Genomic DNA, 12,218 nt, shown 5'->3' with positions numbered 1-12,218 from the left:
GTTGTCAGAGCCGATCTACGTAGTTCTTGGCGGTAAGCAAATCTGAATGGGTGGCTTGGCGAAGAACTTTGATGGCCTCGATCTTCTTCCCGCTCCGGACCAGGTTTTGCAACTCGAACGCGAGCTGGGGATTGAGCTGGCCGTTGGGGAGTACTGCGGGCTGGTGACCTTGCTGGCTGGCTGACTGCGACCGTGTGGCCTGCGCCTGGACTGCCGCGTGGTTCTGTTGGGTCTGTTGGCTGTGCTGGGCTTCGTTTTGGCTGGGCTTGGTGGTGGCTTCGATGCGTGCACGGAGAGCCAGTGCCTGCTGGACTTGGGAAGCCTGGTGTGCGGCAGAGCGAGCTGCCAGTTCACGCTGGTATCGCTCGGCGTCAGAGACTCCCGTGTCCCGCGGTTTGAAGGCCGCGGTCAGCGCCCACAGCAGGCCCAGGAGGACAAGGAGCGGAAGGGCAATCGTCAGCACGTCACCAAAGTTCATCCCCATGCTTAGAGCTTATGCCAGAACTGCGTTATCCACAGCACATTCCACCGCGGGCATAGGCTTCTGAGAGCACAGTGTCAAATTAAGCCGCAGAATGTTAGGCCCATCACATTTGGGGCATGTTTAGGGTGGTTTTGACCACTCTGCAGGCATTCCGGGCGATTAGGGCTGTGGATGATTTCGCGCCAAATCTTTCTTTAGTCCACACCGTGTGAAGAGCGTTTCCGCAGGTCAGAGGCTTGATTCCCGTAAAAGAATTTCTCTATCCACAGAGTAACGCACAGTCTGTGCACAACGTGGGGGATGTATTCCACAGGTTTTCCACAGGGGCTATCGGGCGCCTGCTGTAACGTGTCTGAAGTGTCCATTTTGGGCACTGATTTCCCCGTACTGAGTTTCCCCGGCTGTGAAAAGCCACTCGCCCTTGCGGGCGCACGGAAGCGGCTGTGGATAACTTGTGGATACCGCTATTTTGTCGGACCTGCCTGACATTGTCAGAGCAACCCGGCGGACGGCGTAGCCACACTTTGCGCTTTACAGGCCGCCAGGGAGTACAACTCTGCAGCGGTACACACTTGGAGGACGGCTTTGTCAGTTACGCACTTGGACTCAATCGAGGGCACTCGCGCTTCGGACTCGAGCCGGAAACCTCCACAGGATATCCCTGCCGAGCAATCCGTACTTGGCGGCATGATGCTGTCCAAGGATGCCATTGCCGACGTCGTCGAGATCGTTCGGGGACATGACTTCTATCGCCCGGCCCATGAGACCATCTACGAATCGATCATCGATCTGTACGGCCGCGGCGAACCTGCCGATGCCGTTACCGTCTCGGACGAACTGACCAAGCGCGGCGAGATCAACCGGATCGGTGGCCCCGCCTACCTCCACGAGCTCATCCAAACTGTTCCCACGGCTGCGAACGCCGGTTACTACGCCGAGATCGTGGCCGAGCGTGCTGTTCTTCGCCGCCTTGTCAATGCCGGCACCAAAATCGTCCAGATGGGCTACGGCCAGGATGGCGAAGTGGAAGACCTCGTCAACCAAGCACAGGCCGAGGTCTACGCCGTGGCGGAGAAGCGCACGGCCGAGGATTATGTGGCGTTGAAGGACGTCATGGAATCCACGGTGGATGAGATCGAAGCTTCGGGTCATCGTGGTGAAGGCATGACTGGTGTTCCCACCGGCTTCTATGAACTCGATGAGTTGACGCATGGCCTCCACCCGGGCCAGATGATCGTTATCGCAGCCCGACCCGCCGTTGGTAAGTCAACGTTCGCACTGGACTTCGCCCGTTCCGCGGCCATCAAGAACAACCTGGCCACCGTCATGTTCTCCCTGGAAATGGGCCGGAACGAAATCGCGATGCGTCTTCTCTCCGCAGAAGCCACCATCGGCCTGCAGGACCTCCGTAAGGGCACCATCAAGGACGAACAATGGTCCAAGATTGCCACCACCATGGGCCGCATGAACGATGCCCCGCTCTTCATTGACGACAGCCCCAATATGTCGCTCATGGAGATCCGGGCAAAGTGCCGCCGCCTCAAGCAGCAGCACGACCTCAAGCTCGTCATCCTCGACTACCTCCAGCTGATGAGCTCCGGCAAGAAAGTGGAGTCCCGCCAGCAGGAAGTTTCCGAGTTCTCGCGTGCGCTCAAGCTGCTCGCCAAGGAGCTCCAGGTTCCCGTGATCGCACTGTCACAGCTGAACCGTGGTTCCGAGCAGCGCCAGGACAAGCGCCCGATGGTGTCCGACCTCCGTGAGTCCGGCTCCATCGAGCAGGACGCCGACATGGTCATCCTGCTCCACCGTGAAGATGTCTACGACAAAGAATCTCCCCGCGCAGGCGAGGCTGACATCCTGATCGCCAAGCATCGTAACGGTCCCACCAAGGACATCGTCGTGGCGTTCCAGGGCCATTACTCGCGCTTCGCCAACATGGCCGGCGAAACCGGTGGTGGGGGTGGCTTCTAGCCTCTCCGTGTTGAGGCAGATCGCCGGCGCTTAGTACTCGCCTTTGATCACGAAGTAGGAGCCGCGGATGGTGCCGGCGAGCTTGGATTTCTGCCTGGCGAACTTGAACTTCGATTCCAGTTCTTCGGGAACGTCCATGCCGTCGGCGAGCTTGAATCCAACGGCCCTCTTACCTTCCCCCGTGCTGTACATGACGTTGATGGACAGGCCGGATTCGTAAAACACATAGGCCATCTGCAAGTCCTCCACCTGGAACGCCGTGGCCTCCAAGGGGCGGGATTTGATGACGATGTCGCGCTCTTCCTTCAGGATCCGGCTGACTCTGTCCACAACTTCAGGAAGCTCGTCGGCCGGGCTCACTGTGAACTCATGGTCGTACTTGTTCTTGTAATAGCGGGCTTCATTGGCGCGTAGTCCGGCGGCCGCCTCGGCGACGGGCGTGGACTCGAGTCCCACGGTGGATACGTTCTTGAAGTCAACGATGTAGGGCATCAGCTCTCCTGGTCGGGCGTGTTTGGACCAATGCTACTGACGTCCACGCCGCGAACGGGCTAAGAAGACTAGTGGATGTGGCTGCCGCCGTTGATGTCGATGGTGGTGCCGGTGAGGTAGGCGGCGTCCTCGGAGGACAGGAACGTGATCACGGCGGCAACTTCTTCGGTGGTCGCGTTGCGGCCCAAGGGGATGCCGGCGTTGATCGCAGCTTCCTGTTCTTCGGTGCTGCCCACCCGGATGTTGGTGTCCACGGCGCCGGGGGTGATGGCGTTGACAGTCACGCCGGTCTCGCCGATTTCGCGCGCGAGTGCCTTGGTGAAGCCCAGGATGGCGGCCTTTGCTGCGGAGTAGGGGACCTTGCCGAACACGCCGCCGCCGCGCTGGGCGGACACTGAGGACATGTTGACGATGCGGCCCCAACCGTTGGCGATCATGTCCGGCAGGAAGGCCTTGGTGACCAGGTAGGTGCCGGTGGCGTTGACGTCCATGACTTTGTGCCACAGCTCGAGGGTGGTTTCCAGGAACGGGACGGGCGAGGTGATGCCGGCGATGTTGGCCAGGGCGCCTACGGGCGGGAGGTTTCCGGCAGCAACTTCAGCGGCGACAGCGGCCTGGGCTGCGGTCACGGAGGCTTCGTTGGCGACGTCGATCTCGTAACCGAAGGCCGGAACGTTGAATTCGTTGGCGATCTCGGCGGCAACCTTGGCGGACTTCTCGCCGTCGAGGTCCAGGATGACAACGCCCCAGCCCTGGGTGGCGTAGCGGCGCGCGGTGGTCAGGCCGATGCCCCGATCGGAGGTAGCTCCGGTGAGGACGGCGGTGCGCTGGATGGTGGTCATGGTGCTCCTTGAATGGTGGTTGTTAGATGAGGTCTGAGATGTAGCTGGCCGCTTTGGCTGCGGCGGCCGGACGTTCCTCGTGGCTGACGTCCCGGGTTTCGAGCTCGAGGGAGAAGTGGCCGGTGTAGCGGGCCGCCCGGAGTGCTGCGAGTCCCGCCGCAAAGTCCGCCTTGCCATTGCCGATGCCGAGGTTGATGTTCCCCGGCTCGTTTTCCGTGGCGGACACAGCGTCCCGCAAGTGGACGTGCTTTACCCGTGAGGCGAAGCGGTCCACGAAGTCCCCGGGTTGGCCACCGGAGGCAACGATGTGGCTGAAGTCCATGACGATTCCGACGTCGGTGCCAGCGAGGCGGTCGGCGAGCAGCTGTGCGCGTTCGGTGTTCCAGCACAACCGGTAGTAGTGCAGCGATTCGGTCCACAGCTCCACGCCGAGCTCTTTGGCCCGGACAGAAGCGTGAATCAGCTGCGCTGCTACAAGGTCGATGTCTTCTTCCAGGCTACGCAGCGGTTCATGGTCGATCGCCCCGCATGGAAGAACAAGTGCTTTCGCGCCGGTCTTCGCCGCCAGCGCGAGCAGCATCCCAAGGTGCCGTTCGCGCTCTGCCCGCGCACCGGCGTCGAGCGTTGCGTTCAGGTCGCCGACGTCGCCGTTGACCGAACGGACCCGCAAGCCGGATTCACGAACGACGGCGGCAACCGCCTCAACTGCCTCGGCGTCCAGGATGTAGGGCACATGGTCGCAGACGCCCGGGAGGGCGCCGAGGTCGATTTCCTCGAAGCCGAGTCCGCGCATGGTGTGCAAGGCTGTGGCCAGATCCTGGTGGCGGAAACTGATGGACGAACAGCCAAGTCGTTGATGAAACATCGTCGTTGATCCTCAAGTTGGGCCCCTCGCCGGGGAGTGGCCTTAGTGATGGAGGCCACGTTATCTGTCTTCACTGTTAACAGTCAACCTTTGAAGTTGACTGTTGACATTGATGGTGTCGTCCGTCACAGTTGACGTATTATGTTGACTGTCGACAGTGAGGTTGCCGAAGAAGCGCCGCACTCTTCGAAAGGGAAAAAGACAGATGAGCAATGAAGCTCTGACCATGCGTGGTCCGGTTCATGGAACCAAGGAAGCAAAGCGCGTCGCCGTCGGTTCGGGCGTCGGCGCAGTCATCGAAACCTACGACTTCATCGGTTTCGGCACCGCCGCAGCACTGTATTTCGGTACAGCGTTCTTCCCGGGCGCTGACCCGGTGACCGGCACCTTGGCCTCCTTCGCGACCCTCGGCGTCGGCTTCGCTGCCCGTCCACTGGGAGGCATCATCGGTGGCCATCTGGGAGACAAGCTCGGCCGCAAGCCCGTACTGGTGGCCTCGCTCATTCTCATGGGCCTGGCAACCTTCGCGATCGGCCTCCTGCCCACCTATCAGCAAGTTGGCCTGCTGGCCCCGGCCCTGCTTGTCCTGGTCCGCGTCATCCAGGGTTTGGCCTTCGGCGCTGAATGGGGCGGTGCAATCCTGATGAGCTACGAGCACGCGCCCTGGCGGAAGAAGGGCCAGTTCACGGGAATCGTGCAGTCCGGCTTCCCTGTGGGCCTGTTGCTGGCAAACCTGGTGTTCCTGAGCAGTGTGGGCCTGGGCTCGGAATGGGCTTGGCGCGTCCCGTTCCTCGCAAGCATCGTCCTGGTGGCCGTTGGATTGATCATCCGTTCCAAAGTTCCCGAATCCCCGGTGTTCGAGGACGTCAAGAACAAGGGCGACATTGTGAAATCCCCGGTAGTGGAGGTCATCAAGACGGACTGGCGCAACATCGTCCGCGGAATCGGCCTGCGCATCGCTGAAACAGCCGGATACGCCGTGTCCGTGACCTACATGATTTCCTACCTCCACACCAACAAACTCGCCGACAAAACCGAAACCCTGGTGGCGCTCTGTGTTGCGGCCGGAATCGGCATCTTCGCCACCTACTACTGGGGCAAGCTGACTGACCGTGTTGGTCGCCGTCCCGTCTACGTATGGTCCACGGCCTTTGCGGTGGTGTTCGGCATCCCCATGTTCATGCTGGTCAACACGGGCCTGTTCTTCCTGATCATCGCCACCATCGTGGTGGCGTACGCTGTTTGCCAAAACTCGCTCGCCGGCGCCCAGGGCGCCTGGTTCCCGGAACTTTTCCAAGCCAAGACCCGCTCCTCAGGTGCTTCATTGGCCTACCAGATCTCGGCCATGGTTTCCGGTTTCACGCCGTTCATCACCACCTTGCTTTTCGTCAGCTTGGGCTGGATGGGGCCGGCACTGCTCTTCAGCGTCTACGGAGCGATCGGCCTGTGGGCCGCTTTGATCACCAAGGAAACCTGGGGCAAGCGTGAGCGTCAGCTCGCCGAAGAAGCCGCCAGCAAAACTCCCCAGACCATAAACGCCTAAAGCACCACTCGACGTCGGGCGCATTCCCGCCCGAGCCCGGAAGGATTCCAGTGACACTCTCATCCGTTGAAACGGCCCCCGTTTCTGCCCCCACGCCGGAGCGCGTGGACCGCATACGTGCGGCGGCGTACCGCATCCGCCATCACGCCCTGAACATGGGCGAGGTCCAAGGCCAGGGCTACGTAGGCCAGGCGCTCGGCGCAGCCGACATGTTGGCCGCTGTCTACGCAGACCAACTGCGCTACCGCGCCGAAGACCCGCATTGGGAAGGCCGGGACAGGTTCCTGCTCTCCACGGGCCACTACGCGATCGGCCACTACGCGGCGTTGGCCGAAGCCGGGATCGTCCCGGTGGCAGAACTCGAAACGTACGGTTCCGACGATTCCCGCCTGCCGATGTCCGGCATGTCCACCTACACCCCGGGCATGGAAATCTCAGGTGGATCGTTGGGGCACGGACTGACGATCGCCGTCGGAATGGCTCTCGGGTTGCGGGCACAGGGCTCTCCGTCCCGGGTGATCAACTTCCTGTCCGACGGTGAGCTGGACGAGGGCTCCACGTGGGAAGCGGCCATGGGGGCGCACCACCACCAACTCGGCAACCTGATCGCGATGGTGGACATCAACGCCCTCCAGGCTGACGGGGTCACGAACTCGGTGCTGCGCACCGAACCCGTCACAGAGAAGTGGGAATCGTTCGGCTGGTACACCCAGCGCGTGGACGGGAACGACGTCGGTGCGTTGCTGGCTGCGTTCGACAACATCGCCGCCCGCGGGGCTGCTTCCAGAACCGCTGCCTCCGGCCAGCCTTCCGTGATCTTGTGCGACACCAAGGTTGGCCGTGGGGTGCCACTGCTGGAAACCCGTGAAAAGGCGCACTTCATGCGCATCGAAGAAAACGAATGGCAGATCTGCCGCGAGCAGCTGACTGCAGGATACGAAGGGGCGGCCTCAGCATGAGCACCACTACCACCAAGCCCAAGCTGAAGACTTCGGCAATGATCGCGTCTTTCGCTGATCCCGGGCAGAAGACCACGTCCGCTCCGTTCGGGCACGCGTTGGTTGCGGCGGCGGAGGCCAACCCAAAGATTGTTGGCCTGACCGCGGACCTTGGCAAGTACACCGACATGCACATCTTCGCCAAGGCCTTCCCGGACCGTTTTTTCCAGATGGGCATGGCCGAGCAGCTCCTGTTCGGTGCCGCGGCGGGAATGGCGGAAACCGGCCTGATCCCTTTCGCATCCACTTATTCAGTGTTCGCGGCACGTCGCGCCTATGACTTCCTGTGCCTGGACATCGCCGAGCCGAACCTGAACGTCAACATTGTGGGCGGCCTCCCCGGGCTGACCACCGGTTACGGCCCCAGCCACCAGGCCACCGAAGACATGGCCATCTTCCGGGGTATGCCGAACCTGACAATCGTGGATCCGTGCGACTCCGTGGACATTGAGCAGGCGGTTCCGCAGCTCGCAGCATCCGACGGTCCCACCTACTTGCGTCTTCTCCGCGGCAACGTGCCCACCGTCCTGGACGAATACGGCTACACGTTCGAGCTCGGCAAGGCCAAGGTCCTGCGCGGCGGCAATGACGTGGTGTTTGTTTCCTCCGGCCTCATGACCATGCGTGCCCTGCAGGCAGCAGACGTCCTGGCCAAACACAACGTGGACGTGGCTGTGGTGCACACCCCAACCATCAAGCCCTTTGACTCCGCCACGGTGTTGGCCGAACTGAACACGGACCGCCTTGCCGTCACGCTGGAGAACCATACGGTTGTTGGCGGTCTGTTCGAAACTGTTGCCTCCGCCGTCGTAAGTGCCGGTCTTGGCAAGCGCGTGGTTCCCATCGCGCTTCCGGACCAGTTCCTCGACGCCGGTGCGCTGCCCACACTGCACGAACGCTACGGTCTGTCCGTGGACCGGATTGTGGCCAAGGTCCTGTCCGAACTCGGCTGACTCTCCCCGCGAGTTTTTGTACAGCTAATGCCTTAAAACCCGCCTCTAAAGGTCATTAGCTGTACAAAAACTGGGGCGCCCGTAGTATCGACTGTTAACACCTGACTGTCAGCAGTTGCCCATAGAACCGAGGACACACACCATGGCCGCCACAGCCTCCCTTTTGGGACTGGAGAAGAAGAGCCTGCGCGAACAGGCACTCGCAGCCCTGCGGACCGCGATCACCAGTGGTGAGCTCGAACCCGGACGGCACTTGGTGGAAACCGAGCTGTCCGAAATGCTGCAGATCAGCCGAGGCACGCTCCGCGAAGCCCTCCGGCAATTGGAACAGGAAGGCCTCATCTCGGCCGGCGCCCGCGGCCGGATGTCCGTCCGGCATCTGGACGTCAAGGAAATCCGGGACATCTTCGCCGTCCGGGGCGTCCTGGAATCCTTGGCTGCCGGCACGCTGAGCCAAATGCCTGACAAGGAGGCCGCGCTCGCGGAGCTGCGTGCCGCCGTCGACAATATGGACAAAGCAACGAAACTCTCGCTTGAGGAGCGGATCGAATCCGACCTTGAATTCCACCGCACCCTTTGCCGCCTGTCGGGCAACGAGACCCTGCTGCACCAGTGGGAATCGCTGGAGGGCTCCATCCGGATGTCCATCATGTTCGCCGGCCTGGAACGGGGTACCCGCAACATGAGCGTTGACCGGCACCACGACATCGTGGCCGCCATTGAGACCGGGAACGCTGCCAAGGCCCGGGAAACGATCATCGAGCACATGAACGGTGCGGCCGAGAATTTGGTGGGGTAGTTCCATGGCACTGCGGCTGGTTCAGGTCAATTTTAAAGCCCGGGACGACGCAGCCCTGGGACGGTTTTGGGCGGATGCGCTGGGATGGGGTGTTTCCAGCGAGGGCCCCGGGGTCACCAATGTGGAACCTCTTGGGTTCCAGTGGCCCGACCCCACAGCCGTGTGCGTGGACGTGGTTACTGTTCCCGACCCGGAGACGGTGAATTACCGCGTTCACCTGGATCTTGCCACCACTTCTGCCGCGCATCAGCGGGAGCTGGTTGAACGGCTCACGGAACTCGGGGCGACTCCTGCCGACATCGGCCAGGGGGAAGTGCCTTGGGTGGTGATGGCCGATCCCGAGGGCAATCTGTTCTGCGTCCTGGAACCCCGTCCGGTTTACGCCGATACCGGGCCCATCGCCACCGTGGTGGTCAACTGCGAAGACCCTCGGGCCATGGCGGCTTTCTGGGGTGAGGCCATGGACTGGACCCTGCATGAGGTGACGGATGAGCATGCCAGATTGCGGTCGTCGTCGGGAGTTGGTCCCTACCTGGAGCTTCTTGGAACGTCAGACCCGGGCGCACTGAAAAACCGTATCCACCTTGACCTGATGCCCTACGCCGGTGACGATCAATCTGCTGAAGTGGCCAGGCTCCACGCCCTTGGAGCCCATGACGCCGACGTGGGCCAAGGTGATGTGCCCTGGAAATGCCTCACGGACCCGGAAGGAAACGACTTCTGCGTGCTGAGCCCGCGGTGAGCGGGTCAATGCGCAAAGCGGTTGTAATGGCCAAAGCGGTTATCTAGGCCTGCGCCGACTTCAACAAGTGGTCCGGCAGCCGGTTTCCCGGTGCCCGCCCGCGGATTTCAAGGAGCTCGCGGGCATGCGCGTGCAGTTTCTTGTCCTCCGCTGATACGGGAACCCATTCCGGAATGGGCACCGCCGTGCCCGTTTCATCGCGTGCCACCATGACGGTCAGGCAGTACGTGGTCAGGTTCATCTCACGGGTCTTGGGGTCGCCCGAGCGGACGTGGACCGCGATGTGCATGCCCTTCGCGCCGGTATAAACAAGCCGCGCCTCGACTTCCACCACGTGGCCGATCAGCAGCGGCCGGTAAAAACGGACTCCACCGGAGAACACCGCCACAGTGTCCTTGCCGCAGTAGCGCGACGCGCAAACGTACGCTGCCTCATCGATCCACTTCATCACGATGCCGCCGTGGACCTTGCCGCCCCAGTTCACGTCCGTGGGGGACGCCATGAACCGCAGCGTGACGCGTTCGGCGGTTCCGGCGTCGGTGTATTCCTGGGCGTTCATCGCATTGACGATCTGCTCACGGACCTCGATGCGCGCCAGCGCATGATTGCGGGCCTCGATCTCGGCAGGCGTGGAAGGCTGGAACTGGGGAACGGGGATCGGTTTGCCGTCCGGACCCACGGCAACAAAGATCACCATGCACTGGCTATGCATGGTTTCGGGCCCGCCCTTGGGGTCCCGGGAACTGACCACGGTGTGGATGTGCATGGAGGAGCGGCCGGTGTAAACGATGGTGGATGTCACCTCCACCATGTCCCCGCTGTTCACCGGATCCGTGAAGTGGATGTTGCCTACGTAGGCGGTAACGCAGTAGGACTTGGCCCAGCCCACGGCCGCCGCGTAAGCCGCCTTGTCCACCCATTCAAGGACTGTCCCGGCATCAACGGATCCGCTGTGCCCAACGTCGGTGGGGGCCGCCAGGAAGCGGAGGGTCACGGAGTTTCCGGCGTCGTCGCTCATGCTCGAAGTTTACTGTCGCCATGTTTCTGTTACGTGACTAAGACTGCAGTTGCTGGTTTGCGCTACAAATGAGAATCAATATCATTAACCCATGTCATATCACCCACAACTCGCCCCCTCTTTCCCGCCCGGCCGTAAACGCCGCCTGCCCACAGGGCCGATTGCCGCCGTCGGGCTTTTCGCTTTACTCCTCACCGCCTGCGCGGCCCCCGGCGGCTCCGCCGGTAACGCAGGCGAAGCGCCGCCGTCGGCCGCCTCAAAGCCGAGCCCCAAGGAAGCCGGCGCGCCGACGCCACGCCTCGTTTACACCTATGACGGCGGTATCGGAGTCCTCGACGCCACCTCCCTCGAGGCTGTGGGAAGCGCGGAGCTGGACGGCTTCAACCGCCTCAACCCCGCAGGCGACGGCCGCCACGTTTTCGTTTCCACCGGCGACGCCTTCCGACTTTTCGACGCCGGTGCGTGGACAGAACCGCACGGCGACCACAGTCACTCGTATGTGACAGATCCTGCGTTGACTGATCTCGCTTTCGAGGCCAACAAGGCCGGCCATGTGGTGCTGCATGCCGGTAAAACGGTCCTGTTCAGTGACGGTTCGGGCAAGGTGGAGAGCTTCAAGACTTCCGCCCTGGGCCCTGCCGTGGAAGACGGAAAGCTGCCCGCAACGGAGGTTTACACGACCCCTGAGGCGCATCACGGGGTCGCTGTTGAACTCGAGGACGGCAAGCTGCTGGTTACTTTGGGTGATGAGGAGAGCCGGTCCGGAATCGCGGTGCTCTCGGCTGGCAAGGGTCAGGAGCGACATGAGATTGTGCGCAACGAAGACTGCCCGGGAGTCCACGGCGAGGCGGTCGCTGCCGGCGAGGCTGTGGTGGTTGGCTGTGAGAACGGCATGTTGATCTACAAGGACGGCGCAATCACCAAGGTGGCCAGCCCCGATGCATACGGCCGCCTGGGTAACCAGGCCGGATCGGAAAAATCCCCCGTGATCCTCGGCGACTACAAAGTAGACAAGGCGGCAAAGACGGAGCGGCCCACCAGGATTTCGTTGGTCAACACTGAGACTGCTTCGATGCAGCTCGTGGATATCGGCACCAGCTACTCGTTCCGCTCGCTGGGCCGCGGTCCCGCGGGTGAAGCGCTGGTGCTGGGTACTGATGGCGGTCTCCGGGTGATCGATCCCTTATCCGGCGCGATTAAGTCCACCATTCCTGTGGTTGCCCCGTGGGAAGAATCGGCGACGTGGCAGGACCCGCGGCCCACCCTTTTCGTTCAAGGTTCGACGGCGTATGTCACCGAACCCGCGACGCAGTCACTTCACGCTGTGGACCTGAAGTCGGGCAAGGTGGCGAAGTCGGCGAAGCTGGAGCACACGCCGAACGAGTTCACGGGCGTCGCGGGTTAGTTCCCTATCGACGCTCGCTCCCATCCCATCCCTTAACCGCCGACGCTCGATCACTCTCTCCAAGGGAGTGATCGAGCGTCCGGTTGAAGGGGCTATTACGTGAGCG

Annotated in this window: 12 protein-coding genes; 7 read left to right on the top strand and 5 right to left on the bottom strand. The window is 62.0% G+C overall.

Translation table 11 applies throughout. From position 1 onward, the window contains the following. Positions 1-4: 4 nt before the first annotated feature. Positions 5-478, bottom strand: a complete 474-nt coding sequence (locus AB0N72_RS09165) for a hypothetical protein (RefSeq protein ID WP_363932631.1) — start codon at positions 476-478, stop codon at positions 5-7. A gap of 591 nt (positions 479-1,069) precedes the next feature. Between AB0N72_RS09165 and dnaB the strand changes: the two genes are divergently transcribed. Beyond that, positions 1,070-2,455, top strand: coding sequence for a replicative DNA helicase (dnaB, locus tag AB0N72_RS09160; protein ID WP_167268417.1), 1,386 nt, complete (start codon positions 1,070-1,072; stop codon positions 2,453-2,455). Between the two features lie 30 nt (positions 2,456-2,485). On the opposite strand, the gene AB0N72_RS09155 is transcribed toward dnaB, so the two are convergent. The 3 genes from AB0N72_RS09155 to AB0N72_RS09145 form a co-directional block, all read right to left on the bottom strand. Beyond that, positions 2,486-2,947: a phage tail protein gene (locus AB0N72_RS09155; RefSeq protein ID WP_363932250.1), complete on the bottom strand. Its 462-nt coding sequence runs from the start codon at positions 2,945-2,947 to the stop codon at positions 2,486-2,488. A 68-nt stretch (positions 2,948-3,015) separates the two neighbouring features. Further along, positions 3,016-3,789 carry an SDR family NAD(P)-dependent oxidoreductase gene (locus AB0N72_RS09150; RefSeq protein WP_363932249.1) on the bottom strand — a complete coding sequence of 258 codons (774 nt, stop codon included), beginning with the start codon at positions 3,787-3,789 and terminating at the stop codon, positions 3,016-3,018. A 22-nt stretch (positions 3,790-3,811) separates the two neighbouring features. Then, on the bottom strand, positions 3,812-4,654 hold the full coding sequence (locus AB0N72_RS09145; protein WP_363932248.1) for a sugar phosphate isomerase/epimerase: 843 nt from the start codon (positions 4,652-4,654) through the stop codon (positions 3,812-3,814). Positions 4,655-4,859: 205 nt separating this feature from the next. Here AB0N72_RS09145 and AB0N72_RS09140 point away from each other — a divergent pair, with 205 nt between their 5' ends. The 5 genes from AB0N72_RS09140 to AB0N72_RS09120 all read left to right on the top strand — a co-directional run bounded on the left by AB0N72_RS09140 (position 4,860) and on the right by AB0N72_RS09120 (position 9,689). Next, entirely contained in the window at positions 4,860-6,197 is a 1,338-nt protein-coding gene (locus AB0N72_RS09140) for an MFS transporter (protein WP_363932247.1), read from the top strand. A gap of 50 nt (positions 6,198-6,247) precedes the next feature. Next, a complete protein-coding gene (locus AB0N72_RS09135) occupies positions 6,248-7,156 on the top strand; it encodes a transketolase (protein WP_363932245.1) in 909 nt (302 codons plus the stop codon). Further along, positions 7,153-8,148: a transketolase C-terminal domain-containing protein gene (locus AB0N72_RS09130; protein ID WP_363932244.1), complete on the top strand. Its 996-nt coding sequence runs from the start codon at positions 7,153-7,155 to the stop codon at positions 8,146-8,148. The genes AB0N72_RS09135 and AB0N72_RS09130 overlap by 4 nt, the downstream gene beginning before the upstream one ends. 142 nt (positions 8,149-8,290) lie before the next feature. After that, positions 8,291-8,947 (top strand): GntR family transcriptional regulator, encoded by a 657-nt coding sequence (locus AB0N72_RS09125; protein ID WP_363932243.1) that lies wholly within the window; start codon positions 8,291-8,293, stop codon positions 8,945-8,947. A gap of 4 nt (positions 8,948-8,951) precedes the next feature. After that, positions 8,952-9,689, top strand: coding sequence for a VOC family protein (locus AB0N72_RS09120; RefSeq protein WP_363932242.1), 738 nt, complete (start codon positions 8,952-8,954; stop codon positions 9,687-9,689). Positions 9,690-9,732: 43 nt separating this feature from the next. On the opposite strand, the gene AB0N72_RS09115 is transcribed toward AB0N72_RS09120, so the two are convergent. Beyond that, positions 9,733-10,707 carry a hotdog domain-containing protein gene (locus tag AB0N72_RS09115; protein ID WP_363932241.1) on the bottom strand — a complete coding sequence of 325 codons (975 nt, stop codon included), beginning with the start codon at positions 10,705-10,707 and terminating at the stop codon, positions 9,733-9,735. 91 nt (positions 10,708-10,798) lie between these two features. Here AB0N72_RS09115 and aztD point away from each other — a divergent pair, with 91 nt between their 5' ends. Beyond that, the gene (gene aztD, locus AB0N72_RS09110) at positions 10,799-12,112 is read left to right on the top strand and encodes a zinc metallochaperone AztD (RefSeq protein ID WP_363932239.1); all 1,314 of its coding nucleotides are present in this window, start codon (positions 10,799-10,801) and stop codon (positions 12,110-12,112) included. Positions 12,113-12,218: the final 106 nt, after the last annotated feature.

The sequence above is a fragment of the Paenarthrobacter sp. NPDC089307 genome, from assembly GCF_040685055.1.
Lineage (GTDB): Bacteria > Actinomycetota > Actinomycetes > Actinomycetales > Micrococcaceae > Arthrobacter.
The sequence above is the reverse complement of the archived record's forward strand: the minus strand, read 5'-3'. Positions and strand labels throughout refer to the sequence as shown.